The organism is Burkholderia metallica (genome assembly GCF_001718555.1).
In the GTDB taxonomy this organism is placed as follows: Bacteria; Pseudomonadota; Gammaproteobacteria; order Burkholderiales; family Burkholderiaceae; genus Burkholderia; species Burkholderia metallica.
In genome coordinates this window covers 3450971-3477948 of sequence record NZ_CP013401.1, presented here as the reverse complement: position 1 = coordinate 3477948, position 26978 = coordinate 3450971, and the positions used below count along the sequence as shown (strand labels likewise).

Below are 26978 nucleotides of genomic sequence, written 5' to 3'. Positions count from 1 at the left end.
GCGCAGCGGCTTGGCCGCACGTGCGTGCGGGCCGTCTGTGTCCGTCAACGGCTCCCCGGCTCAGCTGCGCTTGACGCGGTAGACAGCAAGACTACCACGCCAGTTCGCTCCCCATCGAATCGGCTGGCCTTCGTGCAGCACGACGCGGTCGAGGATCGTCACGCCGACTTCGGGCGCGAGCGCCTCGAAATCCTCGATCGTCAGCACCCGGACGTTCGGCGTGTTGTGCCACTGGTAAGGCAGCGCCTTCGACACCGGCATCCGGCCGTTCAGCACCGACAGCCGGTGCGGCCAGTAGCCGAAGTTCGGGAACGACACGATGCATTCGCGGCCGACGCGCGCGGTTTCGCGCAGGATCGCGGCCGTCTGGTGAATCGTCTGCAGCGTCTGCGACAGGATCGCGATGTCGAAGCTGTGATCCTCGAACAGGCGCAGGCCGTCCTCGAGGTTCTGCTGGATCACGTTGATGCCGTTCTTCGCGCTCGCGAGCACGCCCGCGTCGTTCAGTTCGATCCCGTAGCCGGTCACGTCGAGCTCCTCCATCAGCAGCGCGAGCAGCGAGCCGTCGCCGCAGCCGAGGTCGAGCACGGTCGAGCGCGGCTCGACCCAGCGCGCGATCGTGCGGAAGTCCGCGCGCGCGGACAGGGAATTCAGCGCTTGCTGGTTCATGCACCCACCTCGTTGGCGATTCGTTCGTAATACGCGCGGATCAGGTTGTGATAGCGCGCGTCGTCGAGCAGGAACGCGTCGTGGCCGTGTGGCGCGTCGATCTCCGCGTAGCTGACCGTGCGCTTGTTGTCGAGCAGCGCCTTCACGATTTCGCGCGAACGCGCGGGCGCGAAGCGCCAGTCGGTCGAGAAGCTCGCGATCAGGTATTTCGCCTGCGTTTGCGCAAGCGCGGCGGTCAGGTTGCCGTCGAACGCCTTCGCCGGATCGAAGTAGTCGAGCGCGCGCGTGATCAGCAGGTAGGTGTTCGCGTCGAAGTAGTCGGCGAACTTGTCGCCCTGGTAGCGCAGGTACGACTCGACCTCGAACTCGACGTCGAAGCTGAAGTTGTACGCGTCGAGCGCGCCGTCCGCGCGGCGCAGCGCGCGACCGAATTTCTCGGCCATGTCGTCGTCCGAAAGATACGTGATGTGGCCGATCATCCGCGCGACGCGCAAGCCGCGCTTCGGCTTCACGCCGTGCGCGTAGTAGTCGCCGCCGTGGAAGTCGGGATCGGACAGGATCGCCGAGCGCGCGACCTCGTTGAACGCGATGTTCTGCGCGGACAGCTTCGGCGTCGACGCGATGTCGATGCAGTGCGCGACGCGCTCCGGATACATCAGACTCCATGCGAGCGCCTGCATCCCGCCGAGGCTGCCGCCCATCACGGCCGCGAAGCGCTCGATGCCGAATGCGTCGGCGACGCGCGCCTGCGCGTGCACCCAGTCCTCGACGGTGACGACCGGGAAGCTCGCGCCGTACGGCTTGCCGGTCGACGGGTCGATGCTCATCGGGCCCGTCGAGCCGAAGCATGAGCCGAGGTTGTTCACGCCGATCACGAAGAAGCGGTTGGTGTCGAGCGGCTTGCCCGGCCCGACCATGTTGTCCCACCAGCCGGTGCTGCGCGGATCGTCCGCGTAGACGCCGGCGACGTGGTGCGACGCGTTGAGCGCGTGGCAGACGAGCACCGCGTTCGAGCGCGCGGCGTTGAGTTCGCCGTACGTCTCGACGACGAGCTGATAGTTGCCGAGCACGCTGCCGCTTTGCAAGCGCAGCGGTTCGGCGAAGTGCATGGTCTGTGGAGCGACGATGCCGATCGATTCCATTCATTCCGCCTTATGACTGGGCAGCTAAATGGTGTCGGCGAGGCGCGGAGTCGGAGATGCGCGGCTGACGACCTCTTTAGCCGCATTTGTAGTGAACCGCCGGGACAAGGACACAACATCCACACCCCGGCCGGTTCGCGCGCCCGCAATCGAGTCAGCAAATCGGCGCGCTTCCGACCTGCCGCCAACGAGGCGGCAAGTCGGCAAAGTATAGCGGAATTCGGCGGGCGCGGATTTCGCGCACCGCCGTCGGCTTGCTTGGCTTACCAGCGGTATTTTGCCGAGAGCTGCCCTCGGACTACCGAGTAGTCGGACAGATTGCCTTCCACGCCGACGCTAGCCGATACCGAGAAGCGACGGTTCAACTGGCCGGTTGCGCCGATCCGGACGGCAGCCCGGTCGCGCGGCAGGCTGAACGAGAACGCATTGCCGTCGAGCGTTAGCGCGCGCGAACCCGGGCCATGCCACCAGTTCGCTTCGATGAACGGTCGAAGTTCGCGTCCATGCGGCATCGCGGTGACCCCGTGCACACGCACGCCGACGCGGGTCAGTACGTCGGTCGCGCCTTGACCGTCGATTCGGCCGCCCGGCGCGGCGTGCGCGTTTGCGCGGTAGTCCGATACGACGAGTTGCACTTCGGGTTCGACGAAGAAGCGCGAGTCGCCTCGCTCGTAGAACGGCAATGAATAGCCCGTTTCGATCGAGCCCGTGAGGGTGCGCGACCGGTACGAGTCAGCAGCCAGACTGCCGCCGACGCTGTTCGCATAAGCGCCATACATGAACCATGCATCGACGTACGGGCCGGACAGGATGTCGCGACTGCCGTACCACGTGCCGTAAACCCCGACGTTGTAGCCCGACACGCTGCCGCGCGCGGTGGCGTTCGCGATGCGCTGTTCGGTCGCGTTCCACAGCGGTCGGGTCGACCAGTTCGTCTGGCTGCCGTACAGGCCCATCGCGCCGACCCGTACGCTGCCGCCGCGACCGTCGTCGAAGCGGAGCACGTCGGCGCCCGCGTGAATCAGACGGCCGTTGCCCGATACGCTGCGGCTGCCGCCCGACATCGACGTCATCTGGCCCTCGGCGCGCAGCCAAACCGCACTGTCGAGCGGACCGCTTGCTTCGGTGCGAAGCGAGCGATCATCGCGCTGATGCAGCGTGTGGATCGCCATCGTCGACGCTGCATCGGCGTTCGCCAGATATGCGTCGGGCTCCGGGGCAGCCGTGCGCGCAGGCGGCCTGGTTTCGGGTTCGATCGGCGGATCCGGGTCCACCGGGCCGGGCGGTTGCGGCGGTACGGGTTTGGCCGCGGAAACGAGATACCAGTCGTCCTCCTGGCCGGCTTGGCCGCCGCGCTTGAGCATGTAGTCGTAGCCGCCCGCGGACAGCGTGCCGAAGCCTTGCCGGTAGCCGTCCGATGCTGCGTCGAGCGCGAAGGCCGCGGCATCCGTGGTGCCGCCGTTGCGGGTTTCGACGATCGGGATGCCGACCGTCGTTTGCGCGCCTTCGCCGCTCGTGCGTTTCACGACGATCCCGGTATGGCCGGATGCGTGGCCGCTGTCGATCACGAGCCGGTCGGTGGGCGACGCGTCGTCGCGCAGCGCGGTATGGACGACCAGCCTGCCGTTGCGGGCCGCGTAGTCGCCGTTGACGACGAGCGTGCGTGGCGTGGGCGGCGCGCCGGCCTCCGGCGCGGCGAATGCGATCGTCGAGTCGTTCAGCGCGACGGATCCGACCGACGAATCGGCGGTGACGATCCAGCGGCTGTCGGTATCGAGCGACAGCGTGTGGACAGCGTCCGTTGCTCCGCGCCATATCGACGCGTTGGACAGGGCGACGTCGGTCACGGCGGAAGTCGGGCTGCCGTCGTCGGCCGGCTGGTTCACGATGTCGCCTGCCGCTTGCGCGCCGGTGTCGAGCGTCAGGCGCACGGGCGCGCCCGACTGGGCGAGGACCGACAGCAGCGTGCCGGCGCCGCTGGCGGCGCGGGCGCCGTTCCGCAGCGTGATGTCGGCGTCGGACGCGTCGATGGCCGCATGCCGTTCGCTGAAGAGCGAGCCGCCGTCGGCCGTCAGCTTGCCGCCATGGACGCTAGCCGCAGACGCGGCGTCACCGGTCGCGCGGGCGTCGGTGCGCAGCAGGTCGATGCTGCCGCCGGCGCTTGCATACAACGCTGCGGCCTCGTTGCCGCGCGTCTCGACGGTTGCGTCGACGAGCGACGCAACCGACCCCGTGCCGGCGGACATCGCACCGCGCGCGCGCTCGCCGGTCGTCACGATGCCGCCGCGTGTCATCGTGACCCGGCCACCGAACCGGGCCAGTACGCCGATCGAACGGGCGCCGGTGGTGGTCACTTCAGTATCGATCGCGTCGATGGCCGGTATGTCGGCGTATTCCTTCGACGCATACAGCCCGTGTGCGCTGCGGCCGTGCGTGACGACTTGCGTGCGCGCGAGCTCGACGCGCCCTTCGCGGGTGTCCACGCCGAGCGCGTAATCGCCGCTGGTTTCGAGGCGGCTGTCGGCGAACGAGACAGCCGATGCGCCGGGCAGGTACAGCGCCGATGCGTAGCCGCCGTCCGTCCGGATATCCGAGCGGTTCAACGTCGCACGGACGCCCTCGTAGCTGATGGCCATGCCATAGGCAAACAGGCCGCTGGTGCGAATCAGCGTGTCGTTGACGTCGATGACGCCGCCCGGCACGTAGTTCACCGAAATGCCATACGCTTCCTTGCCGCGCGTGACGATGACGCTGTCGGCGATGCGGAGCCGGCCGCCGGCGCTGTCGACGGCCGCGCCGTGCGCGTAGTCGCCGTCGGTATCGATCGAGATGCGTTCCGCGGTCGCACTGCCGCCGTATCGGAGGTCGATGCCGGCACTGGAGCCGCCGCGGGTGCGGATTTCCGTATCGCTCAGCCTGACGCTCGAGCCCGCGCCTAGCGCAGTCGCGCCCGCCGCGAGAGGGGCGGTGGTGAACACGCGTGTCTTGCCGGTCGTCACCAGCGTGCCGCCATTGACGGCGGAAAGCACGGCCTCGCCCAATCGCGTCGTCGAATATTCGCCCGGTGCGATTTCAAGCACGACACCGTCCGCCTGTTGCGGCTCGCCGTTGGTCACCTGCGCGGCCGACGGCCATGGCACTGCCGCCCCCGCCAGCAATGCCGAATGGGCGAGGCGTCGGGCTGCCCTCATCCGGGAAGGTCGGAATCTGCGTTTCACCATCTCACCTGAATTTGTCTTTAACGAGACGAATTTAACGCGTGAGGCGGCGGCATGAAATTGGACGAGTTCGAATTGGCGCGAGGTATTGAGCGCCGGCAGAAGGGGGCGGCAAGGTGCGAATCGACGCCGCCCCTTGACGGGGCGACCGCATCATCCGTCGTCGAATGCGCGCGATCGGCAGGCGTGGCCGGATGCGGCCGGCGCGGCGCTACTGCAGGATCAGCCGCAAATGCGCGTCGGCCTGCTCGCCGGGCGATTTCTGGAACCCGCCCTTTGCGAAGCGGTGCCATCGGCCGATCACGTAGCTGACGAGCAGGCTCGCGCGGGCGGCCGGATCGTAATCGGCCGGTAGTGCGAGCGGCGCTGCGCCGTCAGGCGCGTTCGCCTCCGTGCGCGCGACCCGCAGGCATTGCTTGACCGTTGCCTCGATGCGATCGAGCAACTGGTTCACGCGCTCGGTGAGCCGTTCGTCCTCGCCGACCAGCGCCTCGCCGGTCAGCACGCGCGTCATTCCCGGGTTCTTCGCGGCGAAATTGAGCATCGTCAGCGCGATCGTGCGTGCTTGCAGCACGCCGTTCGGCTCCTTCTCGACGATCTGGTTGACGAGCCCGAACAGCGACTGCTCGATGAACTCGATCAGCCCTTCGTACATCTTCGCCTTGCTCGGGAAATGGCGGTACAGCGCCGCTTCCGACACGTCGAGCCGGGCCGCGAGCGCGGCCGTCGTGATCTTCTCGCGTTTCGGCGCCTCGAGCATCGATGCGAGCGTCTGCAGGATCATCACGCGGCGCTCGCCCGGCTTCGGGCGCGGGCGGGACGGCGTGGCCTGGTCTTCCGTTACGGCGTGGTCCTGCGGGTGAGTCGGCTGCATTTCTGTCGCCCCGATCGAGTGCCCAGTCGCAGCGATTTTAACGAACGAATCCGCTGATCGACATAATGCGGGCGGCCGGTACCCGGCAGGTGGCCGGGAAGATGGCCGGTAATCCAGACCGTGCCGATGCCGAGGCGCTTGTAGCGCTTCAGATGGCCGCGCGTGTCCTCGACGAGGATCGCGTCGGTCATCCGCGCATGCACGGCGCGCAGCGTTCGACGCAGCATCATGTGGTCAGGTTTCGCGCGCCACGTGCGGCGGTCGCGCATGTGCTCGATCGCGATCACGCGCTCGAACAGCCGCTCGATGCGCAACTCGCGCAGCACCGCGCGCGCATAGTTCTCCGGCGCGTTGGTCAGCACGAACTTGCGGCCCGGCAGCGCGGCGATGATGTGCGCGAGGCCGCGCTCGGCGCGTACCATCGCGGGGAGATCGGCGAACGTATGGACCGCGCGCAGGAAGTCGTGCGGATCGATCGGATGATGGCGCGTGAGGCCGAGGAGTGCGGCGCCGTAGCGCTCGGTATAGCCGTTGCGCAGGCGATCGGCTTCGGCGCGCTCGACCTTGAGCGCATCGATGATGTATTGCGTCATCGCACGGTTGATCTCGGGAAAGATCGCGTGCGATGCGTGGTGCAGCGTGTTGTCGAGATCGAACAGCCAGACGGGCGCGCCGGCACGCGGCCGGCTGCGCGAGATGCGCCGGCGCCGCAGCGGGGCCGGCAGGTCGGGGCTGGCGGTCTTGCGGCGCGCGCTCAATGCGAGCGGATCATCGTGCCGAACGGCTGCTCGGTCAGGATTTCCAGCAGCACCGAGTGCTCGATCCGGCCGTCGACGATGTGCACCGACTTCACGCCGCTCTTCGCCGCGTCGAGCGCCGACGAGATCTTCGGCAGCATGCCGCCGGAGATCGTGCCGTCCTCGAACAGCGCGTCGATCTCGCGCGCGGACAAATCGGTCAGCAGGTTGCCGTCCTTGTCCATCACGCCCGGGATGTTGGTCATCATCAGCAGCTTCTCGGCGTTCAGTACCGTGGCGAGCTTGCCCGCGACGAGGTCGGCGTTGATGTTGTACGACAGGCCGTCTTCGCCGAAGCCGATCGGCGAGATCACCGGAATGAACGCATCGTCCTGCAGCGCCTTCACGACCGCCGGGTTGATCGCCTCGACTTCGCCGACCTGGCCGATGTCGATGGTCTGGCCCGGGTTGTCGCGATCCGGCATCAGCAGCTTGCGTGCGTGGATCAGGCCGCCGTCCTTGCCCGTCAGGCCCACCGCGTGGCCGCCGAAGTGATTGATCAGCGTCACGATGTCCTGCTGCACTTCGCCGCCCAGCACCCATTCGACGACTTCCATCGTCTCTTCGTCGGTGACGCGCATGCCCTGGATGAAGGTGCCGGCCTTGCCGATCTTCTTCAGCGCCTGATCGATCTGCGGACCGCCGCCGTGGACGATCACCGGGTTGATGCCGACCAGTTTCAGCAGGATCACGTCGCGCGCGAAGCCTTGCTTGAGCCGCTCTTCCGTCATCGCGTTGCCGCCGTATTTGATGACCACGGTCTTGCCGTGGTAACGGCGGATGTACGGCAGCGCCTCGGCGAGGATTTCTGCTTTCAGCGTGGGGGCGATCTGCGAGAGGTCGATGGGCTCGGACATGGCGGCGGCTCAGGCTGGGAACGGTTGAAACACGGCGAATTGTACAGGAGTGGCGCAGCGCAGCATCGGGTTTTTGGGCGGGCCGGAACGCCGGCGGCGCGGCCCGGGCGCCGCACGCGGCGGCCCGCCGGCTATGGCGCGGCGCGATGTGGGCGACGATCGGGCCGCGGTGCGGACGGCCGTGCGGACGGTGGTGCGGGCGGCGATGCGGGCGGCGGCGGCGGGGTCGTTCGCGGGGAGTGCGCGATGACCATCGGCCGAATGGCCGGCGTGCAAAATCCGTTCGCCGCGCTATGCTTGTCGCGTAGGGCGGCTTCACGCCCGCTTCCGCGCTTTCGCCATGACCGATTCCGCCGCCGACGCCCGTTCCACCCCGCGCCGCGCGCGTTGCCCGCACTGCGGGCGCAGCTTCGACTGCGGCGCGCTCACGCAGCCGTTCGAATGCTGGTGCGCGTCGATGCCGGTCGTGCCCGGCGGTACGCCGCCCGCGGCCGGCGCGCGCTGCCGGTGCCCCGAGTGTCTGGCCGACGAAATCGCGCAGCGGATGGCCGGCGCGGCCGGCTGACGGCACCAGCCGCGTACGCGGGCGTTCCGTTCGACGCGCACCGATCCGGCCCCGCTAGAGGCGCTCCACGCTAAACGGGTAAACTGCTCGGATGCAACGAATCACCACCACCGGGCGCGTTAACCTCAGTCACCTGTTCTGGCTCCGCAATCTCGCGATCATCGGCCAGCTGGTGACGATCGGCGTCGTGCAGACTTATTTCGGCGTGCATCTGCCGTTGCCGGCGATGCTGATGGTCATCGCGCTCGAAATCGTTTTCAACGCGCTGACCTGGGTGCGCGTGCTGCGTGCGCGGCCCGAGACCAATTTCGAGTTGCTCGGCCAGCTGTGGGTCGACCTCGGTGCGCTGTCCGCGCTGCTGTTCCTGTCGGGCGGCACGACCAATCCGTTCGTGTCGCTGTACCTGCCTTCGCTTGCGATCGCGGCGGCCGTGCTGCCGTGGCACCTGATGATCTGGCTCGCGGCGTTCGCGGTCGCGTGCTACGCGGCGCTCGGTTTCGATTCGGTGCCGCTCAACATGGACAATCCCGCGAACCTGTTCGACTACTACCGTACCGGGATGTGGGCGAACTTCATGGTCAGCGTCGGGCTGATCGCGTGGTTCGTCGCGCGCATGTCGAATGCGCTGCGCCAGCGCGATTCGGCGCTCGGCGAAGCGCAGCAGCGCCTGCTGCGCGACGAGCGGGCGGTCGCGCTCGGTGTGCAGGCCGCCACCGTCGCGCACGAGATGGGCACGCCGCTGTCGACGATCGCGATGCTCGCCGAAGAGCTGCGCGACGCGGCGCGCGCCGATCCGGGGCTGGCCCGCTATGAAGCCGACCTGAAGGTGCTCGAGGAACAGATGACGCTCTGCACATCGGCGCTCGCGCGCCTGCGCATCCGTGCGAGCGCGCCCGCAAGCCGCCAGCCGGTGGACGACTGGCTCGACACGTTCGTCGAGCACTGGCGCCTGCGGCATCCGCACGTGCAGTTCGAACTGCTCGGTGCGCGTCCGGCGGGCGTCGCGCTCGACGACACGGTCGCGGCGGGCCAGATCCTGACGATCCTGCTCGACAACGCCGCGCGCGCGAGCCCGCAGCGCGTGACGCTGGCCGCGAAGGTCGCGCACGCCGGCACGGCCGACGAGATCGAATTCGAGGTATGCGACGACGGGCCCGGCATTCCGGCCGCGCTGCGCGAATCGCTGGGCGCAATGCCGGTCGACAGCACGCAGGGCGGGCACGGCGTCGGCCTGTATCTCGCGTTCAGTGCGGCCGCGCGGCTCGGCGGCGCGATCGAACTGTCCGATGTCGTGCCGCGTGCGGCGGCCGGCAACGGGCGGGCGAGCGGTGCGGCGAATGGTCACGCCGCGGCAGGCTCGGCCCAGCGCGCGGGCCAGCGCGTGAACGAACGGACCCACGGCGCGCCGGACAGCCGCCCGGCCGGCACGAGCGCCGCGCGCGGCACGCGGGCCGTGCTGCGACTGCCGGCGGTGCGCGTCGCGGCGCCGGCCGCCTCAACCAACACGTAGACGGAGAAACCCCATGAGCGAGAACAATTTCCTGGTGATCGACGACAACGAGGTGTTCGCGGGCACGCTCGCGCGCGGCCTCGAGCGCCGCGGTTACGCGGTCCAGCAGGCGCACGACAAGGAGGCGGCGCTCCGGCTCGCCGCGGGCGGCAAGTTCCAGTTCATCACCGTCGACCTGCATCTCGGCGAGGATTCGGGCCTGAGCCTGATCGCGCCGCTGTGCGACCTGCAGCCCGATGCGCGGATTCTGGTGCTGACCGGCTACGCGAGCATCGCGACCGCCGTGCAGGCGGTGAAGGAAGGTGCCGACAACTATCTCGCGAAGCCCGCGAACGTCGAGTCGATCCTGGCCGCGCTGCAGACCAACGCGACCGAAGTGCAGGCCGACGAAGCGCTCGAGAATCCGGTCGTGCTGTCGGTCGACCGGCTCGAGTGGGAGCATATCCAGCGCGTGCTGGCCGAGAACAACAACAACATCTCGGCGACGGCGCGCGCGCTGAACATGCACCGCCGCACGCTGCAGCGCAAGCTCGCGAAGAAGCCGGTGCGGCAGTAAGCGCGGTTTGCGCCCGGCGCGTCATCCGCCGGGCGGCCTCGCGCGTCGCATCGCACGACCATGAAAAAACGGGCGGCCCCGGAAGGGGGCCGCCCGTTTGTCGTCCGGCGCCGCGCGCGTTACAGCACGTAGCGCGACAGGTCTTCGTCCTGCGACACTTCGCCGAGTGCGCGGTCGACATACGTCGCGTCGATCGTCACGCGCTCGCCGGCGTGGTTGCCGGCCGAGAACGACACTTCCTCGAGCAGCTTTTCGATCACCGTGTACAGCCGGCGCGCGCCGATGTTCTCGGTCTTCTCGTTGACCGCGAACGCGATCTCCGCCAGCCGGCGGATGCCGTCGTCGGCGAATTCGAGTTGCACGTCTTCGGTCGCGAGCAGCGCCTGGTACTGCTTGACGAGGCTCGCGTCGGTTGCGTCGAGGATAGCTTCGAAGTCTTCCACCGACAGCGAATCGAGCTCGACGCGGATCGGGAAGCGGCCCTGCAGTTCGGGAATGAGGTCGCTCGGCTTCGCGAGATGGAACGCGCCGCTCGCGATGAACAGGATGTGATCGGTCTTCACCATCCCGTACTTCGTGTTGACCGTCGTGCCTTCGACGAGCGGCAGCAGGTCGCGCTGCACGCCCTGGCGCGACACTTCGCCGCCGCTGCCTTCGTTGTTGCGCGACGTGATCTTGTCGATCTCGTCGAGGAACACGATGCCGTTCTGCTCGACGTTCTGCACGGCCTTCGTCTTCACTTCCTCGTCGTTGAGCATCTTCGCCGCTTCCTCGTCGGTCAGCAGCTTCAGCGCTTCCTTGATCTTCACCTTGCGGCGCTGCTTCTTGCCGCTGCCGAGGTTCGAGAACATCGAGCGGATCTGCTCGGTCATCTCTTCCATCCCCGGCGGCGCCATGATGTCCATGCCGGCCGACGGCTGCTCGAGATCGAGCTCGACTTCCTTGTCGTCGAGCTGGCCTTCGCGCAGGCGCTTGCGGAACGTCTGGCGCGTCGCGTTGTTGTCGTCGTTCGCGTGATCGGCATTGCCGCCGAAGCCCACCGCGCGCGGCTGCGGCAGCAGGATGTCGAGGATGCGGTCTTCCGCCTGGTCGGTCGCCTTGCTGCGCACCTTGCGCATCTCGCTCTCGCGCGTCTGCTTGACCGAGATTTCGATCAGGTCGCGCACGATGCTGTCGACGTCGCGGCCGACGTAGCCGACTTCGGTGAATTTGGTCGCTTCGATCTTGATGAACGGCGCGTCGGCGAGCTTCGCGAGGCGGCGCGCGATTTCGGTCTTGCCGACACCCGTCGGCCCGATCATCAGGATGTTCTTCGGCGTGATTTCCTGGCGCAGCGGGTCGGCGACCTGCTGGCGGCGCCAGCGGTTGCGCAGCGCGACCGCGACGGCCTTCTTCGCCTTTGCCTGGCCGATGATGTGCTTGTCGAGTTCCGAGACGATCTCGGCAGGGGTCATGGTGCTCATGGGGCGGTCCTTACTCGATCGTTTCGATGATGCGGTTGTGGTTCGTGTAGATGCACATGTCGCCGGCGATGCCGAGCGACTTCTCGACGATCTCGCGCGGCGACAGCTCGGTGTTCTCGACGAGCGCGCGGGCCGCGGCCTGCGCATAGGCGCCGCCCGAGCCGATCGCGCAGATCCCGCCTTCGGGGTCGAGCACGTCGCCGTTGCCGGTGATCACGAGCGTGGTGGTGGCGTCGGCCGTGATCAGCATCGCCTCGAGGCGGCGCAGCATCCGGTCGGTGCGCCAGTCCTTCGCGAGCTCGACGGCCGCACGGGTGAGGTTGCCCTGGTGCTTCTCGAGCTTCGCCTCGAAGCGGTCGAGCAGCGAGAACGCATCGGCCGTGCCGCCCGCGAATCCGACCAGCACCTGGTTGTTGTAGATCCGCCGCACTTTCCGCGCGCCACCCTTCATGACGATGTTGCCGAGGGTTACCTGGCCGTCGCCGCCGAGCGCGACCTTGTCGCCGCGCCGGACCGAAACGATGGTCGTGCCGTGAAATTGCTCCATCTGCGTTCCTTGAGAAAAACGGGGAAGAGTCGGACGGCGCGTGGCGCCGCCGCGTGACTCGCAGTGCGCCGGAAAGCGGCCCGGCGCGCGTCCGTTCCATTTTAGGGCGGGCGGCGGGATATCAAGAGGGGGGAGCCGAAACGGCGGACCGGGAACCGGTGCCGGAAAAACAGAAAGCGCGCGGCAGGCCGCGCGCTTTCGGGAAGCAGCGTGTCTGAGCGGAACGCCGCTCGATCAGTCGCCGAACAGCTTCTGGCGCAGTTCGCGGCGCTCCTGCGCCTCGAGCGACAGCGTGGCGGTCGGTCGCGCGAGCAGGCGCGGAATGCCGATCGGCTCGCCGGTTTCCTCGCACCAGCCGTAATCGCCGGAATCGATGCGGGCGAGCGACTGCTGAACCTTCTTGAGGAGCTTGCGTTCGCGATCGCGCGTACGCAGTTCGAGCGCGTGCTCTTCCTCGATCGTCGCGCGATCGGCGGGATCGGGCACGATCACCGTTTCGCGCAGGTTCTCGGTCGTCTGGCCTGCATTCTTGAGGATGTCCGCCTGCAACTGTTCGAGCCGATTTTTGAAGAAGGCGAGCTGATCCTCATTCATGTAATCCTTGTCGCTCATCTTCAGGATTTCGGCTTCGGTCAAGAGTTTCTTCGTCATCTGCTTGCTTCTTCAATGTGCGGCAAATCGACAGATATTGCCTGCACTTTGGGATTACCCGCAACTGCGCTTGCAATCATTTGCGATTTGCCGCCGCGGGGCCGAAAGCCTCTGGAAAACCGGTTCTCAAATACCAGGATTGGCCTGGCGCGGAGTGGCGCGCGCTGCGAACCGGTGTGCTGCGCGGCACATTGCATCGGCCGCGGCCGGGAGGCGGATGGGCGATCCGGCGCGGTTGCGATGCCCGGAAAACTGGTTCAGCAAGAACCGGGCCTGTTTGTTACCGTACTCCAGCGGGCACGTATTGTAACTGAATCGCAAGCGGGCGCCGTATCGGGTCGATCCCCGTCGGCTGCGCCAATATCTAGAAAATATAACGCGCAAATCGCGAAAAAGCGATGACGACGAAACCCTGCCCGCACGCGGCCCCCGGTGCCGCCGCGAAAGCGGCGGCGCGGGCGGGGCGCAAAGGGGCAAAAAGGGCCGCAAACGCGGCGCCCGCGCGCGTCAGGCGAGGCAGGCGTCGAGGCCGTCGGTGATCAGGTCCTGCGGCAGATCGACGCCGATGAACACCATCTTGTTCGTCTTCTTCTCGGCCGGCAGCCACTTCGCGGCGAGGTCGCTACCCATCATCTGGTGCACGCCCTGGAACACGACCTTGCGGTCGACGCCCTTCATGTACAGCACGCCCTTGTAGCGCAGCATCCGCTCGCCGTAGATCTGCAGGATGCCGCCGAGGAAGTCTTCCAGCTTGTTCGGGTCGAACGGGCGGTCGTTGCGGTACACGAACGACTTGATCTTGTCGTCGTGGTGCGCGTGGTGATGGTGGTGGCCGTGGTCGTGATCGTGCGCGCATTGACCGTGATCGTGGTCGCAATGGGCGTGATCATGGTCGTGATCGTGGTGGTGGTGCGCGTGATCGTCTTCGGCGAGGAAGTCGGGATCGATCTCGAGCTTCGCGTTCAGGTTGAAGCCGCGCAGGTCGAAGATTTCCTTGATCTCGGCTTCGCCGAAATTCACGACCTTGATCGCGGCCTTCGGGTTCATGTGCATCAGGCGGTGCTTGAGGCCGGCCACCGTCTGGTCGTCGACCAGGTCCGACTTCGTGATGAACAGGCGATCGGCGAAGCCGACCTGACGCTGCACGACTTCGTGCTCGTCGAGCTGCGCGTTCGCGTGCTTCGCGTCGACCAGCGTGATGACCGCGTCGAGCAGGAAATCGTCGGCGATCTCGCTGTCGATGAAGAAGGTCTGCGCGACGGGGCCCGGGTTCGCGAGGCCGGTGGTCTCGATCACGATACGGTCGAAGTCGAGCTTGCCCTCGCGCTTCTTCGCGGCGAGATCGCCGAGCGTGCGCGCGAGGTCGCCGCGGATCGTGCAGCAGATGCAGCCGTTGCTCATCTGGATGATCTGCTCGTTCGAATCCTGGATCAGGATTTCGTTGTCGATGTTCTCTTCGCCGAACTCGTTCTCGATCACGGCGATCTTCATGCCGTGCTGTTCGTTCAGGATGCGCTTGAGCAGCGTCGTCTTGCCGCTGCCGAGGAAGCCGGTGAGGATGGTGACGGGAGTGGCCATGTCAATCGCCTGTGGTTCGTGAATCGGGGTCAAAACTAGGATGTGCATCGCGCCCCGGGGCTTGGCCAGCCGGGGCGCACAACCATCCATTGAAACATATCTGTCAAGCCCTCGCCCGTCGTCCGAACGACAGGCGGGAGCGCGGATGCGCCGGGCGCGGGGCCGCGGGCCGGCTGACGGTTACGCGCGTAGATCGGGGCGATCAGACGATTTGCAACAGCAGGCCCTTCAGATACTCGCCCTCCGGGAACGCGGCGAGCAGCGGGTGATCGACGCCCGCGCCGAGCCGCTTCAGGATGCGCGCGTCGACCTTCGCGTCGGCGGCCGCGCCCGCGACGATCTTCTGGAACAGGTCCATGTCGATCGCGCCCGAGCACGAGTACGTGAACAGCAGGCCGCCCGGACGCAGCAGCTTGAAGCCGCTCAGGTTGATGTCCTTGTATGCGCGCGCCGCGCGATCGACGCTGTCGCGGGTCGGCGCGAACTTCGGCGGATCGAGCACGATCAGGTCGAAACGCTCGCCTTCGTCGACGAGGCGGCGCAGCGTCTTGAATGCATCGGCATCGAGCCAGGTCGCGCGTTCGGCATCGAAGCCGTTGGCGACGACGTTCTGCTGTGCGAGCGCGAGCGCATCGCCCGACGAGTCGATCGACACGACACGCTTCGCGCCGCCCTTGAGCGCCGCGAGCGAGAAGCCGCCCGTGTAGCAGAAGCAGTTCAGCACGTCGCGGTCGGCCGCGTACTGCGCAACCAGCGCGCGGTTGTCGCGCTGATCGACGTAGAAGCCCGTCTTGTGGCCGTTCGGCACGTCGACGTGATAGCGCACGCCGTTTTCGTTCGCGATCAGCGTCGCGGGCGGCGCGTCGCCGGCGAGCACGCCGGTCGTCTGTTCGAGCCCTTCCTTGTCGCGGATCGACACGTCCGAGCGCTCGTAGACGTTCGGGCAGTCCGTCGCGCCGACGAGCGCCTTCACGATCGCATCCTTCCAGGCCTCGACGCCCGCGGCCATGAACTGGCACACGAGCTGGCCGCGCGGCGTGGCGCCCGCTTCGGCGGTGTCGGCCACGTAGTAGTCGACGATCAGCCCCGGCAGCCCGTCGGCTTCGCCGAACACGAGCCGGACCGCGCCGGTGCCCGACACCATCGTCGTGCGGTGCGCGACCGCGCGCTGCACGCGGCGCTTGAAGAACGCATGGTCGATCGGCTCGTTCTCGTCGAAGCTCCACACGCGCACGCGGATCTGCGACTGCGGGCTGTACGCGCCGCGCGCGAGGAAGCGGCCGTCGTGCGCACGCACGACGACGGTCGCGCCGGGCGCGGGCTTGCCGTCGACGCGGTCGATCGCATTGGCGTAGATCCACGGATGGCGGCGCAGCAGCGATTTTTCCTTGGACGGCTTGAGGGTGACGGTTTGCATGATGAAATCGAAAGGGGCCATGCGCGACGCCGGCCGTGGCCGGCCGCCGCGCGCGGCGGGTCGTACGGGACGCGCGTCAGTCGCGCTTCTTCGCGCGCGGATGCGCGCTGTCGTAAATCTTTGCGAGATGCTGGAAGTCGAGCGACGTATAGATTTGCGTCGCGGCAACGCTCGCGTGGCCGAGCAGTTCCTGCACCGCGCGCAGGTCGCCGCTCGACTGCAGCACGTGGGTGGCGAACGAGTGGCGCAGCACGTGCGGATGGACGTTGGCGGGGATGCCCGCGGTGAGCGCCGCGCGCTTCACGCGCTCGCGTACGACGCCCGGCGACATCCGGTTGCCGCGCACCGACAGGAACAGCGGATGCGGATCGTGCTTCACGAATTCGCCGCGCACCGCGAGCCATGCGTTCAGCGCGTCGATCGCCTTGCGGCCGACGGGCACCTTGCGCTCCTTGTTGCCCTTGCCGCGCACGGTGACTTCGGCTTCGGCGAGATCGAGCCAGCCGGCCGACCGGTAGCCGTCGGCCTGCGTGTACATCACGTCGAGCCCGATCAGCTCGGCGAGGCGCAGCCCCGACGAATAGAACAGCTCGAGGATCGCGTGATCGCGGATGCCTTCGGTCGTGCCGGCAAGCGGTGCGTCCATCAACGCCGATGCGTCGTCGACCGACAGCGCCTTCGGCAAGGTCTTCGCGCGTTTCGGCGCGCGCACCGCGGCGACCGGGTTCGCGGGCATCTCGATGCGCTGCGCGAGCCAGCGGTAGAACGCGCGCCACGCGGACAGCCGGTGCGCGATCGAGCGTGCGGACAGCCCGCCCGCATGCGCGCGCGCGACCGCGCCGCGCATGTCGGCGGCCGTCAGCGTTTCGAGCGGCCGGCCGTTCGCGAGCTTCTTCAGCTCGTCGAGTTCGTGCGTGTAGCCGCGCAGCGTGTGGTCCGACAGCTGCCTGACGTGCTTCAGGTTCGACAGGTAGGCGGCGACCGGATCGTCTGTCATCGCGGGCGGACGGATCAGTGCGGCAGCAGGCGCGTGAGCGCGGCGCTCGCGAGCGTCGCGATCTGCGCGAGGAAGTCGGTGGCCATGCCGTCGTGGAAGCGGCGCGGGTCGGGCGAACCGAGCACGAGCAGGCCGAACGCGGGCGCATCGGCGCCGGCGAGCGGCGCACGCAGTGCGAGCAGCGCGACCGATGCGGCCGAGCCGTCGCCGGCCGGCGGCGCGGCTTCCGCACCTTCCGCCGCATTCGCGGCCGATGCGGCGAGCGCGGGCACGAGCCACTGCGCGGCCTCGAAGCCCGTGTTGGCGCCGCAGTACGGCGTCGACAGCCCGTTCGTGAACAGCCGGACTTCCTCGCCGACCTGGCGCGCGAAGTCGGCCTGCGAGTAGGTGTCGGCGACGTCCCAGACGCGCAGCGCGGTTTGCGGCACGTCGAACACGTCGGCGATGCCGTCGGCGATCGTGCGCGGCAGCGCGTACGGATCGCGTTCCGCGATCACGCGTGCGGTCCAGCGGCTGAACTTCGCGGACAGGCTGTCGTTCTCGTGGCCGTACCGCACGAGTTCGGCGAGGCGGCGCTCGAGATGCTTGTTCTTGTCGCGCAGCATTTCCATCTGCCGCTCCTGCAGCGAGATCGCGGCCTTGCCGTGCGGGTTCGCGAGACGGATCGTCGCGAGCAGCTCGGCGTGGCGCGCGAAGAATTCGGGATTGGCGAGCAGGTAGTCGGCGACTTCGCGATCGTTCATGTGGCGGGAGCGTTCAGTTATCAAGGACGTTGCAGGGTCAGGCGTGCAGGTCGATCTCGCCTTCGAACACGGTGGTGGCGGGGCCGGCCATCATCAGCGCGGCGCGTTCGTCGCGCGCGCCGTCCCAGTCGATCGTCAGCGTGCCGCCGTGCGTGTGCACGGTCACGGGCGAATCGAGCAGGCCGCGCCGGATGCCGGCCGCGACCGCCGCGCATGCACCGGTGCCGCACGCGAGCGTCTCGCCCGCGCCGCGTTCGTACACGCGCAGTTTCACTTCGCTGCGCGACACGATCTGCATGAAGCCGGCGTTCACGCGCTGCGGGAAGCGGGCGTGGCGTTCGATCAGCGGGCCTTCTTCCAGCACCGGATACGCTTCGGTGTCGTCGACGACCTGCACCGCGTGCGGATTGCCCATCGTCACCGTCGAAATCCAGCGCGTCGCGCCGCCGACGTCGAGCGGCCACAGCGTGTCGCGGCCCTCGGTGCGGCCGTCGAGGCCCGCCGCGTCGAACGGCACCTGCGCCGGCGCGAACCCGGGCGCACCCATGTCGACGACGACTTCGCCGTTGTCCTGCATCGTCAGCGTGATCAGGCCCTTCATCACCTGCACGCGCACGCTGCGCTTGTCGGTCAGGCCGCGGTCGCTGACGAATTTCACGAAGCAGCGCGCGCCGTTGCCGCAGTGTTCGACCTCGCCGCCGTCGCAATTGAAGATCCGGTACTTGAAATCCGCGCCGTCGACGGTCGGTTTCTCGACGAGCAGCAACTGGTCGGCGCCGATACCGAAGTGGCGGTTGGCAAGCGCACGCACCTGCGCTTCGGTGAGCGGCGGCAACGCGCGCGAATAGCCGTCGAGCACGACGAAGTCGTTGCCCGCGCCGTGCATCTTGGTGAACGAGAGTTTCACTGGGTCCGGATTTCCATGGCGAACAAGGCGGTCGGCACGACGCGAACGGCCGGCGGCCATGCGGTGCGGCCTCGTCGTTCGTCGTGCTGATCTCAACCGCAAATGATACATGCAGCGGACAGGGGCGTCCCGCGCGGGCGGCCGTTTCGCGTCGCCGGCGGGAAGGAACGGGCGATATCTGTCGATCGGTCGACTGGTCGCGTCAGCGGCGAGCGGACAAATTGACGCGGTGTGGCGGGCGTTGTCGCAGCCCAGGCGGGGCGTGGCGATGCGTGCCCGATGCACGGCAAAAGCACAGGGCGACCCGGACGCACGTTTCGTACGGGTCACATTGACAAGGTGATGTCTGACGTTCAGGTTCGACGGCTCCGATGTCGTCCTGGTCAATTACCAGGATGATCACTGAGGTGATTCAAGCGATGACACGCATCTTCAATCCGCCCCATTCAGGCGAAGCGCTGCGCGACGACGTGCTGCCGGCGCTGGGCCTGTCCGTCACCGAGGCCGCCGCGCAGCTCGGCGTGACGCGTGCGGCGCTGTCGCGGATCCTGCACGGCCATGCCGGTATCTCGCCGGAAATGGCATTGCGTCTCGAGGCATGGCTGGGCGAAGACAATGGCGGGCGTGCCGACCTTTGGCTCGCGCAGCAGGTTGCGTTCGATCTCTGGCAGGCGCGCGCATGACGGCGCGCCCGCGGGATTCGCCCGACGGGCGTCAGGTCAGTACAGGCTCGGTTCGCCGGCCGGGCGGGTCTTGAAGCGCTTGTGGACCCAATAGTATTGCTCGGGCATCAGCGGGATCTGTTCTTCCAGGAATGCGTTCATCCGCCGTGCGTCGAGATCGTCGTCGCCGGTCGGGTAGTGATCCCACGGCTTGAATACCTTCAGACGATAGCCCTTGTAATTCGGCAGCACCTCGCCGATGAACGGCACGACCTGCGCGCGGCCCGTCTTCGCGAGCCGGCCGACGGCCGTCAGCGTGCAGGCAGGCACGCCGAAGAACGGGACGAACGTCGAATTGCGCAACCCGTAGTCCATGTCGGCGCCGAGCATCACCGGCTTGCGGTCGCGCAGCCAGCGCAGCACGACGCGCGCGCTGTCCGCGCGGCCGACCATCTCCGCGTCGAATCGCCCGCGCGCCTGCTTCGCCGCTTCCTCGAGCACCGCGTTCGAGAACGGCTGGTAGAGCGACCCGCAGCGGCGGTGCAGCGAACGATTCAGCCAGATCGAGCCGGCCTCGATGCCGACGAAATGCAGGCCGAGGAACAGCGTCGGCGGCAGGTCCGGATCGTCGAGATCGACCGCGCTGTCGACCTGGATCAGCTTCGCGAGCTTTTTCTCCGAGCCGAACCACTGCACGCTGCGCTCGACGTAGCTGCGGATCGCATGGCGGAAATGCTGCCCGGCGACTTCCTCGCGCCGCGCGTCGCTCCAGTCCGGGAAGCAGAGTTTCAGATTGGTGTGTACGATGCGTTTTCGCCGGCTGGGGATCTTGTAGAGCAGCCAGCCGAGACCATCGCCGAACCGTGCGGTCAGGCCGTACGGCAACAGGGCGAGCAGTTTCAGCAAGCCAATGGCGAGGTGCGTGCCGAGACGACCTAGCATGCGAAACCTCCGTGGAACCGGCTGGCCGGCGCGTTGCGAACAGGTGGGTGAGACAGCGGAAGATGCAGCACGGGCGGCGCTCTGTGACAATTCAGGAAAGCCGCTATAATACGGGCTTCGCCGAGTTAACTGACAACTTGCGGGGCGAAGCCGGTTGGCGTCACACACGCTGCCCGGTCCTGGTAATCCGCTAAAGCGTCGCCGCTTCAGGCCCAACGAAGCTGGCTACGTGAAACCAACCGTAACCACACAGGAGCCTGAAAAAAGTGGCAAACGATTATCTCTTCACGTCCGAATCCGTCTCCGAAGGCCATCCGGACAAAGTCGCGGACCAGATCTCGGACGCGATCCTCGACGCCATCCTCGAGCAAGACAAGTATTCCCGTGTCGCGGCGGAAACGCTGTGCAACACGGGTCTCGTCGTGCTGGCCGGTGAAATCACCACGACGGCCAACATCGACTACATCCAGATCGCACGCGACACGATCAAGCGCATCGGCTACGACAACACCGACTACGGCATCGACTACAAGGGTTGCGCGGTGCTCGTCGCGTACGACAAGCAGTCGCCGGACATCGCGCAGGGCGTCGATCGTGCGCACGACGACAACCTCGATCAAGGCGCGGGCGACCAGGGCCTGATGTTCGGTTACGCGTGCGACGAAACGCCGGAACTGATGCCGCTGCCGATCTACCTGTCGCACCGTCTCGTCGAGCGCCAGGCCAGCCTGCGCCGCGACGGCCGCCTGCAATGGCTGCGCCCGGACGCGAAGTCGCAGGTGACGGTCCGCTACGTCGACGGCAAGCCCGATTCGATCGACACCGTCGTGCTGTCGACGCAGCACGCACCGGACATCGAACTGCCGGCGCTGCGCGAAGCCGTGATCGAGGAAATCATCAAGCCGACGCTGCCGGCCGACCTGATCAAGGGCGACATCAAGTTCCTGGTGAACCCGACCGGCCGGTTCGTGATCGGCGGCCCGCAGGGCGACTGCGGCCTGACCGGCCGCAAGATCATCGTCGACACGTACGGCGGTGCCGCACCGCACGGCGGCGGCGCGTTCTCGGGCAAGGATCCGTCGAAGGTCGACCGTTCGGCTGCGTACGCAGGCCGCTACGTCGCGAAGAACATCGTCGCCGCCGGCCTCGCGTCGCGCGCGCTGATCCAGGTGTCGTACGCGATCGGCGTGGCCGAGCCGACCTCGGTGATGGTCAACACGTTCGGCACGGGCCGCGTGTCGGATGCAGTGATCACGAAGCTCGTGCGCGAGCATTTCGACCTGCGTCCGAAGGGCATCATCAAGATGCTCGACCTGCTGCGCCCGATCTACGAAAAGACCGCCGCTTACGGCCACTTCGGCCGCGAAGAGCCGGAATTCTCGTGGGAAGCGACCGACAAGGCGCTCGCACTGGCCGAAGCGGCCGGCGTCGAGCCGACGGCACGCGTCGCGTAGGCGTCGTTCGCCCGACATGAAAAACCCCGGCCTGGCCGGGGTTTTTTTATGGGTGTCGATCACCGGTGGGTACGGGCACGGCAGCGCGACGGCGATCGTCGCGCGGTGCCCGCCGGCGTGCGCTCAGCGCGCGCCGAACCCGAACCAGCCGTTGCTGGCCGCGAGGCGGCGCGGGCGGTTGATGCGGCGCTGCGGGCCGAGCGTGCGGCGCAGCGCGAGCGCGCGCAGCGACGACGGCTTCTGCAGCAGCGAGCGCAGGCCCGCGCGGCGCGAGAACGCCTGCGCGCTCATCATCAGAAATGCGTGGAACCACGCACGGATGCCGTCCAGCCGGCTGTGTGCGGGCGTACGCTCGGCCAGCGCCTGCGTGCGGGCGCGGTGATGGCGCAGCGAGCGGGCAGGAGCGGGCGGCATGACGCGCTTCGCAGCGCGGCTGAGACGGGAAGTCAGACGGAATGGCATGTGAACGATGCTTCGCTTGTATGGATGGCGCCCTTGGGAGCGCACTGGTATGAACGGCCTCGGATGGCGCAACGGATCTTACCGAAACTCGCTGCGCGCCGCGCCCGCCAGAATTGACAGGGCCGCGACAGGCTACAGGGGAAACATGACCGGCAAAAGTCGCGATAAACCCTTGTGCCGCAACGCGTGTGCCGCATACCGCCTGTCGGTGAGGCCGGCGCCGCGCCGCACAGTTCCCTTGACCCGGATCAAATCCGCGATTGGCATGCCCCTGCGCACGACAATGGCGCTGTTCGCCGAATCCGGCGCCGATTTACAATCGTCACATTCACACAATAAGCATCTGGCATCCCATGTCGTCTCCATTGCAGTCGGAATCGATCCGCGCGCAAGTCGCGGAATTGCGCGAGCGCGGCTTCGTCGTCGCGCGTGGCCTCGTCAGTGACGAGCAGTGCGCGGCACTCAGGCAGATCGCCGAGCGCCAGTTGCGGGAGGCGGCCGAGCCGATCGAGTTCGAGGCGGATTTGCGCTATCCGGGCGCGCCCGAGTCCAAACATGCGCCGGGCGGGCATACGGTGCGACGGCTGCTCGATGCGTATTCGCGCGATCCGGCCTTCGCCGAGCGCGCGGTCGCCCCTGAAATCGGTGCGTGGATGCGCGCGTATTTCGGCGAAGAGCCCGTGCTGTCGCGCGCCCATCACAACTGCATGATGACGAAGCATCCCGCGTACGGCAGCCTGACCGGCTGGCATCGCGATTTTCGCTACTGGTCGTTCGAGCGCCCGGACATGGTGTCGGTATGGCTCGCGCTCGGGCCGGAGACGAACGAGAACGGCGCATTGTGGCTCGTGCCGGGGTCGCATACGGCCGAATTCGGGCCCGAAGCGTTCGACGATGCGAAGTTCTTCCGCAGCGACCTGCCGGAGAATCGCAGGATGATCGACGCGGCCACGTGCCCGTCGCTGCAGACGGGCGACGTCGTGTTCTTCCACAGCAACACGCTGCATTCGGCCGGGCAGAATCGTTCCGACCAGGTGAAATTCTCGCTCGTGTACACCTACCACGGCGCGAGCAACCGGCCGGTGCCGGGCACGCGCTCGGCGTCGAAGTCGGAAGTGCCGTTCTAGGCACGGCGCGGGCGGCCGGCAACGCCGCGGCGATGCCGTGGTGCCGGGCATCGCGGGAGAATGAAGCAACGGGCGGCCTGGCCGCCCGTTTCGTCTGGCGCGGCCCGGCGTGCGACGCGGGCCGTTCGCGTGTCGCGCGGCTACTTGCTCAGCGCTTGCCGCCCGGCATCGCGAAACCGATCAGGCCGATGAACGATGCGACGGCGCCGCCCACGATCAGCAGGATCGTCTTCGTCGCGGGCGAGCCCGTGAAGAAGCGCGACATGTTGTCGTTGAGCGAATGGAACGACTGGCCGCCGAAATACAGCAGCACGACGCCGCCGACGAGCAGCGCAACCGAGATGACCCGGGACATACCAACCTCGCAGAAACGGTGATTCGAGACGCCGCAGTGTAGGCGACGGGCACGGCCGCGTCCATCGGCGCGTCGTCGTGCGCACGCCGGCCGCTTTCGTTACCATAGTCGTCGTATGACTCCTTCGCCACCGCCGCGCCGTGGGTGCGGCGCGTGCGCGTCCCTTTCCCCGATGTCCTGACGGAACCGACTCATGGCCTACGAAGCAGCTTCCGAACGTTACGCCGACATGCAGTACCGCACCTGCGGCAAATCCGGGCTCAAACTGCCCGCGCTGTCGCTCGGCCTGTGGCACAACTTCGGCGATACGACGCCGATCTCGACGCAGCGCGAGATCCTGCGCACCGCGTTCGACCTCGGCATCAACCACTTCGATCTCGCGAACAACTACGGGCCGCCGTACGGCAGCGCCGAAACCAATTTCGGCCGGCTGCTGAAGGAGGATTTCCGGCCGTATCGCGACGAGCTGCTGATTTCGACGAAGGCCGGCTGGGACATGTGGCCGGGGCCGTACGGCAGCGGCGGCGGGTCGCGCAAGTACGTGCTCGCGAGCCTCGACCAGAGCCTGCAGCGCATGGGGCTCGACTACGTCGACATCTTCTATTCGCACCGCTTCGACGCCCACACGCCGCTCGAGGAAACGGCGAGCGCGCTCGCATCGGCCGTGCAGCAGGGCAAGGCGCTCTACATCGGCATTTCGTCGTATTCGGCGGCGAAGACGCGCGAGATGGCCGAACTGCTCGCGCAGTACAAGGTGCCGCTGCTGATCCACCAGCCGTCGTACAACCTGCTGAACCGCTGGGTCGAAACCGAACTGCTCGGCACGCTCGACGAGATCGGGACGGGCAGCATCGCGTTCACGCCGCTCGCGCAGGGGCTGCTCACGTCGAAGTACCTGAACGGCGTGCCGGCCGACGCGCGCGTGAACAAGCCCGGCGGCGGCTCGCTGAAAGAGGATCACCTGAGTGCGCACAACCTCGAGCACGTGCGCAAGCTCAACGCGATCGCCGAGCGGCGCGGGCAGAGCCTCGCGCAGATGGCGCTCGCATGGGTGCTGCGCAACGGCCGCGTGACGTCCGCGCTGATCGGCGCGAGCCGGGCGGAGCAGGTGCGCGAAAACGTCGGCGCGCTGAAGAACCTCGACTTCTCGGCGGAGGAACTCGCGGAGATCGATCGTTACGCGACGGAAGGCGGCATCAATCTGTGGGAAAAGCCGTCCACCGATCAGGCGATCTGACCGGGACTCGATACGGGATGCGAAACATCGCATGCCGTATCGACGGCTTGCACGCAGACCCGCGCATCGCTTCGATGCAAGCGATGCGCGTCGCGCACGGGTTGCGCGGCTAGATCAGCGCAGGCAGGCCTTCGACGAGCAAGACCGCGACGCCGACGCCGAGGATCACGCCCAGTACGCGCAGCAGGTTGTGACGGAATTCGGTTGCGCACGGCACCGCGCCGAGAAATAGCGCTCCGGCCAGCGCCATCGGAATCAACAGGATGAAGTCGCCGATCGTGAAGTAGGTCGTCATGCGTGTCTCCAGTGTCGGCCGGAGTGGGCGCTTCAGCGCTTACTCCGGCCCCATGCCGGGTATTTCTAGTGTGGGTCCGACCCGATCGCGAGCGGGCCGGTCAATTCGAGTATAGGCAACCGGCAGCGCTTTTCGCTATCCGAACCATTAAAAATCAGCGGAAAGCCCCGCGAAATCCCGCATTTTCACCGCCAGGTCGACGAATGCCTTGCGCGTATCTTTCCCGTGCCTTTCGACTGGTGCGAATTCGTCGTATATGTCCGATGCGTGCCGCCGCACGCGCAGGCGCGGCGGCACGCCCGCTCATGCGCGGTCGGGTTGCGCGCGGGCGGCCGGCGCGCGGAACACCAGCGCGAGCCCCGCGATGATCGCCCCCATGCCGGCGAGCGCGAGCGGTTCGGGCCGGTTGCCGAGCCACACGGCATCCATCAGCGTGGTGACGACGGGCACGAGATAGAACAGGCTCGTCACGTTGACGAGATCGCCGCGCTGCATCAACCGGTAGAACAGCAGTTGCGCGATCACCGAAATCACGATGCCGAGCCACAGCAGCGGGATCGCGAACGCCCAGCTCAGGTCGAACGACAGCGGCCGGAACGGCGCGATCGCCACGCACAGCGCGAGACCGATCGCATTCTGCAACGGCAGCACGTCGGCGGGCGCCGCGCGTACGCGCTTTTGCAGCAGCGAGCCGGCGGTCAGCGCGACGAGCGCGGTGAGCGCGCACGCGATGCCCGCCGGCGTCAGGCCGCCGTCCCCTGCGCCGCGGAACACGACGAGCGCGAGGCCGGCCAGCGACAGCGCGAGCCCCGCGATGCGCACCGGCTGCCAGCGCCGCTCGACGAGCGCGAGCGTGAGGATCGGCTGCACGCCGAGGATCGTCGCGAGCACGCCCGGCGCGATCCCGCGTTCGAGCGCGAGCAGGTAGAAGATCGAATAGCCGCCCATCATCAGCAGGCCGGTGAGCGCGGCCATGCGCCGCTCGCCACGCGGCGGCAGCCAGCGTTTGCGCACCAGGGCCAGCCCGAGCAGCACGAGCGAGGCAACGGCGAAGCGTGCGGTGAGAAAGGCGAACGCGGACGCGTGACGCAGACCGAGTTCAGCGAAGATCGCGCCGCTGCTCCACAGCAGCACGAAGAGCGACGTAGCGCCATGCGCGGCGAGCGCGCGTTTGAACGAAACCATGTGAATCCACCTGTCGAACGGATCGGAACGTTCCATCCGCGCGCGCAGCGGCACGCGGTGCGTCACGACGCACGCATGCAGGCCGACGGGCGAATGGAAGACGGAACGAAAAGCCGGCCGGTCAGCCGGCGCGTGCCGCCGGAGGGGGCGGCGCGGCGCCGACGAGCGGCGGTGCGACAGGAGGAGGCAGGACCGACGGATGCACGCACGCCTGCGGCCGCGAGTCGAACTGCGGCCGGGATCTTGCGAGGGCGGACGTGAGCGGATGCATCGTGGCGGAATGCGCTTGAACGCGAATGAGCATCAAAGGTACCGCAAGGCCGGCATCGTACGCAACATTCGTCGGCGGCATCGTATGACGAACGAAGGGCGGGTGCGCGCGACCGCGCGCCGTGCCGGCCGCGTTCAACGCACGCGAAGGCGATGAGGATGCCGCATCGAGCGGGTGCCGCGATCACGCGACATGTTGCCGCGACCCGCGTGCCCACCCGCGACGCGTGAGCGGCGCCCGCCACATGCGCGCCGCAGTGATGCCGCGGATTCGGCGGACGGACACATTCGACAGGGTATGATGGGGGTAACCGGGCGGGCAAGCGCCGGCCCGGCGCAGTGGTTGATTGGAGACATTCGACGAATTCGCGGCACTTCGCCCGCTTCTTCTTCTTTTCGCGCTTCGATAAACCGTGAACAATGGGATCACGCGCAACGCTCCGACGAGAGCGCGCGGATCGTGCATTTGCCGGCTCGCCAGCGAGCCGGGTTTCAAGA

Annotated in this window: 26 protein-coding genes; 7 read left to right on the top strand and 19 right to left on the bottom strand. The window is 67.4% G+C overall.

Annotated features, from left to right (window positions below; genetic code table 11):
- Positions 1-60: 60 nt before the first annotated feature.
- From metW to argB, 6 genes are all read right to left on the bottom strand, one after another.
- Complete coding sequence (gene metW / locus WJ16_RS15735; RefSeq protein ID WP_011658215.1) at positions 61-669, bottom strand: methionine biosynthesis protein MetW; 609 nt, start codon at positions 667-669, stop codon at positions 61-63.
- Positions 666-1811, bottom strand: a complete 1146-nt coding sequence (gene metX, locus WJ16_RS15730; RefSeq protein WP_069257843.1) for a homoserine O-succinyltransferase MetX — start codon at positions 1809-1811, stop codon at positions 666-668. Before metX ends, metW begins: the two co-directional genes overlap by 4 nt.
- Before the next feature lie 263 nt (positions 1812-2074).
- Positions 2075-5002: an autotransporter family protein gene (locus WJ16_RS15725; protein ID WP_236858160.1), complete on the bottom strand. Its 2928-nt coding sequence runs from the start codon at positions 5000-5002 to the stop codon at positions 2075-2077.
- A 238-nt stretch (positions 5003-5240) separates the two neighbouring features.
- A complete protein-coding gene (gene slmA / locus WJ16_RS15720; protein ID WP_069257841.1) occupies positions 5241-5903 on the bottom strand; it encodes a nucleoid occlusion factor SlmA in 663 nt (220 codons plus the stop codon).
- Positions 5870-6661, bottom strand: coding sequence for a pyrimidine 5'-nucleotidase (locus WJ16_RS15715; RefSeq protein ID WP_069257840.1), 792 nt, complete (start codon positions 6659-6661; stop codon positions 5870-5872). The genes slmA and WJ16_RS15715 overlap by 34 nt, the downstream gene beginning before the upstream one ends.
- Positions 6658-7557, bottom strand: coding sequence for an acetylglutamate kinase (gene argB / locus WJ16_RS15710; protein WP_069257839.1), 900 nt, complete (start codon positions 7555-7557; stop codon positions 6658-6660). The genes WJ16_RS15715 and argB overlap by 4 nt, the downstream gene beginning before the upstream one ends.
- Positions 7558-7897: 340 nt before the next feature.
- Here argB and WJ16_RS15705 point away from each other — a divergent pair, with 340 nt between their 5' ends.
- The 3 genes from WJ16_RS15705 to WJ16_RS15695 all read left to right on the top strand — a co-directional run bounded on the left by WJ16_RS15705 (position 7898) and on the right by WJ16_RS15695 (position 10188).
- A complete protein-coding gene (locus WJ16_RS15705) occupies positions 7898-8122 on the top strand; it encodes a cysteine-rich CWC family protein (RefSeq protein ID WP_069257838.1) in 225 nt (74 codons plus the stop codon).
- Between the two features lie 91 nt (positions 8123-8213).
- Positions 8214-9632, top strand: coding sequence for an ATP-binding protein (locus WJ16_RS15700; RefSeq protein WP_069257837.1), 1419 nt, complete (start codon positions 8214-8216; stop codon positions 9630-9632).
- Positions 9633-9645: 13 nt separating this feature from the next.
- A complete protein-coding gene (locus tag WJ16_RS15695) occupies positions 9646-10188 on the top strand; it encodes a response regulator transcription factor (RefSeq protein WP_021156278.1) in 543 nt (180 codons plus the stop codon).
- A 119-nt stretch (positions 10189-10307) separates the two neighbouring features.
- Here the strand turns inward: WJ16_RS15695 and hslU are convergent, their stop codons facing one another.
- The 8 genes from hslU to dapF form a co-directional block, all read right to left on the bottom strand.
- Positions 10308-11651: an ATP-dependent protease ATPase subunit HslU gene (gene hslU, locus WJ16_RS15690; protein WP_069257836.1), complete on the bottom strand. Its 1344-nt coding sequence runs from the start codon at positions 11649-11651 to the stop codon at positions 10308-10310.
- Between the two features lie 10 nt (positions 11652-11661).
- On the bottom strand, positions 11662-12198 hold the full coding sequence (gene hslV / locus WJ16_RS15685; RefSeq protein ID WP_006477497.1) for an ATP-dependent protease subunit HslV: 537 nt from the start codon (positions 12196-12198) through the stop codon (positions 11662-11664).
- 234 nt (positions 12199-12432) lie between these two features.
- Entirely contained in the window at positions 12433-12849 is a 417-nt protein-coding gene (dksA, locus tag WJ16_RS15680; protein ID WP_006477498.1) for an RNA polymerase-binding protein DksA, read from the bottom strand.
- Positions 12850-13356: 507 nt separating this feature from the next.
- Positions 13357-14427 carry a CobW family GTP-binding protein gene (locus WJ16_RS15675; RefSeq protein WP_069257835.1) on the bottom strand — a complete coding sequence of 357 codons (1071 nt, stop codon included), beginning with the start codon at positions 14425-14427 and terminating at the stop codon, positions 13357-13359.
- Between the two features lie 202 nt (positions 14428-14629).
- Positions 14630-15844 carry a class I SAM-dependent rRNA methyltransferase gene (locus WJ16_RS15670; RefSeq protein ID WP_069257834.1) on the bottom strand — a complete coding sequence of 405 codons (1215 nt, stop codon included), beginning with the start codon at positions 15842-15844 and terminating at the stop codon, positions 14630-14632.
- Positions 15845-15920: 76 nt separating this feature from the next.
- On the bottom strand, positions 15921-16841 hold the full coding sequence (xerC, locus tag WJ16_RS15665) for a tyrosine recombinase XerC (protein ID WP_069257833.1): 921 nt from the start codon (positions 16839-16841) through the stop codon (positions 15921-15923).
- Positions 16842-16855: 14 nt separating this feature from the next.
- Entirely contained in the window at positions 16856-17584 is a 729-nt protein-coding gene (locus WJ16_RS15660) for a DUF484 family protein (RefSeq protein ID WP_069257832.1), read from the bottom strand.
- Positions 17585-17621: 37 nt separating this feature from the next.
- A complete protein-coding gene (gene dapF / locus WJ16_RS15655; RefSeq protein ID WP_069257831.1) occupies positions 17622-18491 on the bottom strand; it encodes a diaminopimelate epimerase in 870 nt (289 codons plus the stop codon).
- A gap of 419 nt (positions 18492-18910) precedes the next feature.
- Here dapF and WJ16_RS15650 point away from each other — a divergent pair, with 419 nt between their 5' ends.
- Positions 18911-19174, top strand: coding sequence for a HigA family addiction module antitoxin (locus tag WJ16_RS15650; protein ID WP_069258095.1), 264 nt, complete (start codon positions 18911-18913; stop codon positions 19172-19174).
- 36 nt (positions 19175-19210) lie between these two features.
- On the opposite strand, the gene lpxL is transcribed toward WJ16_RS15650, so the two are convergent.
- Positions 19211-20095 (bottom strand): lauroyl acyltransferase LpxL, encoded by an 885-nt coding sequence (gene lpxL, locus WJ16_RS15645; RefSeq protein WP_069257830.1) that lies wholly within the window; start codon positions 20093-20095, stop codon positions 19211-19213.
- A gap of 266 nt (positions 20096-20361) precedes the next feature.
- On the opposite strand from lpxL, the gene metK reads away from it, so the two are divergent.
- Positions 20362-21549, top strand: a complete 1188-nt coding sequence (gene metK / locus WJ16_RS15640; protein ID WP_006482984.1) for a methionine adenosyltransferase — start codon at positions 20362-20364, stop codon at positions 21547-21549.
- 123 nt (positions 21550-21672) lie between these two features.
- On the opposite strand, the gene WJ16_RS15635 is transcribed toward metK, so the two are convergent.
- Complete coding sequence (locus WJ16_RS15635) at positions 21673-22011, bottom strand: hypothetical protein (protein ID WP_069257829.1); 339 nt, start codon at positions 22009-22011, stop codon at positions 21673-21675.
- 353 nt (positions 22012-22364) lie between these two features.
- Here WJ16_RS15635 and WJ16_RS15630 point away from each other — a divergent pair, with 353 nt between their 5' ends.
- A complete protein-coding gene (locus WJ16_RS15630; protein ID WP_069257828.1) occupies positions 22365-23138 on the top strand; it encodes a phytanoyl-CoA dioxygenase family protein in 774 nt (257 codons plus the stop codon).
- A gap of 148 nt (positions 23139-23286) precedes the next feature.
- Here WJ16_RS15630 and WJ16_RS15625 read toward each other — a convergent pair whose 3' ends face one another.
- Entirely contained in the window at positions 23287-23493 is a 207-nt protein-coding gene (locus WJ16_RS15625; RefSeq protein WP_069257827.1) for a DUF3185 family protein, read from the bottom strand.
- Positions 23494-23686: 193 nt separating this feature from the next.
- Here WJ16_RS15625 and mgrA point away from each other — a divergent pair, with 193 nt between their 5' ends.
- Positions 23687-24730 carry an L-glyceraldehyde 3-phosphate reductase gene (gene mgrA, locus WJ16_RS15620; protein WP_069257826.1) on the top strand — a complete coding sequence of 348 codons (1044 nt, stop codon included), beginning with the start codon at positions 23687-23689 and terminating at the stop codon, positions 24728-24730.
- 109 nt (positions 24731-24839) lie between these two features.
- On the opposite strand, the gene WJ16_RS15615 is transcribed toward mgrA, so the two are convergent.
- Positions 24840-25025 carry a hypothetical protein gene (locus tag WJ16_RS15615; protein WP_011353526.1) on the bottom strand — a complete coding sequence of 62 codons (186 nt, stop codon included), beginning with the start codon at positions 25023-25025 and terminating at the stop codon, positions 24840-24842.
- 303 nt (positions 25026-25328) lie between these two features.
- Entirely contained in the window at positions 25329-26210 is an 882-nt protein-coding gene (locus WJ16_RS15610) for a DMT family transporter (RefSeq protein WP_069258094.1), read from the bottom strand.
- Positions 26211-26978 lie beyond the last annotated feature (768 nt).

Excerpts from the sequence above, each read along its gene's own strand:
- mgrA (WP_069257826.1), top strand. The coding sequence starts at position 23,687 with ATGGCCTACGAAGCAGCTTCCGAACGTTACGCCGACATGCAGTACCGC.
- metX (WP_069257843.1), bottom strand. The coding sequence starts at position 1,811 with ATGGAATCGATCGGCATCGTCGCTCCACAGACCATGCACTTCGCCGAA.
- WJ16_RS15695 (WP_021156278.1), top strand. The coding sequence starts at position 9,646 with ATGAGCGAGAACAATTTCCTGGTGATCGACGACAACGAGGTGTTCGCG.
- lpxL (WP_069257830.1), bottom strand. The coding sequence starts at position 20,095 with ATGCTAGGTCGTCTCGGCACGCACCTCGCCATTGGCTTGCTGAAACTG.
- WJ16_RS15660 (WP_069257832.1), bottom strand. The coding sequence starts at position 17,584 with ATGAACGATCGCGAAGTCGCCGACTACCTGCTCGCCAATCCCGAATTC.
- slmA (WP_069257841.1), bottom strand. The coding sequence starts at position 5,903 with ATGCAGCCGACTCACCCGCAGGACCACGCCGTAACGGAAGACCAGGCC.
- WJ16_RS15700 (WP_069257837.1), top strand. The coding sequence starts at position 8,214 with ATGCAACGAATCACCACCACCGGGCGCGTTAACCTCAGTCACCTGTTC.
- dksA (WP_006477498.1), bottom strand. The coding sequence starts at position 12,849 with ATGACGAAGAAACTCTTGACCGAAGCCGAAATCCTGAAGATGAGCGAC.
- xerC (WP_069257833.1), bottom strand. The coding sequence starts at position 16,841 with ATGACAGACGATCCGGTCGCCGCCTACCTGTCGAACCTGAAGCACGTC.
- hslU (WP_069257836.1), bottom strand. The coding sequence starts at position 11,651 with ATGAGCACCATGACCCCTGCCGAGATCGTCTCGGAACTCGACAAGCAC.
- WJ16_RS15615 (WP_011353526.1), bottom strand. The coding sequence starts at position 25,025 with ATGACGACCTACTTCACGATCGGCGACTTCATCCTGTTGATTCCGATG.
- WJ16_RS15630 (WP_069257828.1), top strand. The coding sequence starts at position 22,365 with ATGTCGTCTCCATTGCAGTCGGAATCGATCCGCGCGCAAGTCGCGGAA.
- WJ16_RS15705 (WP_069257838.1), top strand. The coding sequence starts at position 7,898 with ATGACCGATTCCGCCGCCGACGCCCGTTCCACCCCGCGCCGCGCGCGT.
- argB (WP_069257839.1), bottom strand. The coding sequence starts at position 7,557 with ATGTCCGAGCCCATCGACCTCTCGCAGATCGCCCCCACGCTGAAAGCA.
- WJ16_RS15635 (WP_069257829.1), bottom strand. The coding sequence starts at position 22,011 with ATGCCATTCCGTCTGACTTCCCGTCTCAGCCGCGCTGCGAAGCGCGTC.
- metW (WP_011658215.1), bottom strand. The coding sequence starts at position 669 with ATGAACCAGCAAGCGCTGAATTCCCTGTCCGCGCGCGCGGACTTCCGC.
- WJ16_RS15725 (WP_236858160.1), bottom strand. The coding sequence starts at position 5,002 with ATGAGGGCAGCCCGACGCCTCGCCCATTCGGCATTGCTGGCGGGGGCG.
- WJ16_RS15675 (WP_069257835.1), bottom strand. The coding sequence starts at position 14,427 with ATGGCCACTCCCGTCACCATCCTCACCGGCTTCCTCGGCAGCGGCAAG.
- WJ16_RS15625 (WP_069257827.1), bottom strand. The coding sequence starts at position 23,493 with ATGTCCCGGGTCATCTCGGTTGCGCTGCTCGTCGGCGGCGTCGTGCTG.
- WJ16_RS15610 (WP_069258094.1), bottom strand. The coding sequence starts at position 26,210 with ATGGTTTCGTTCAAACGCGCGCTCGCCGCGCATGGCGCTACGTCGCTC.
- WJ16_RS15650 (WP_069258095.1), top strand. The coding sequence starts at position 18,911 with ATGACACGCATCTTCAATCCGCCCCATTCAGGCGAAGCGCTGCGCGAC.
- WJ16_RS15670 (WP_069257834.1), bottom strand. The coding sequence starts at position 15,844 with ATGCAAACCGTCACCCTCAAGCCGTCCAAGGAAAAATCGCTGCTGCGC.
- hslV (WP_006477497.1), bottom strand. The coding sequence starts at position 12,198 with ATGGAGCAATTTCACGGCACGACCATCGTTTCGGTCCGGCGCGGCGAC.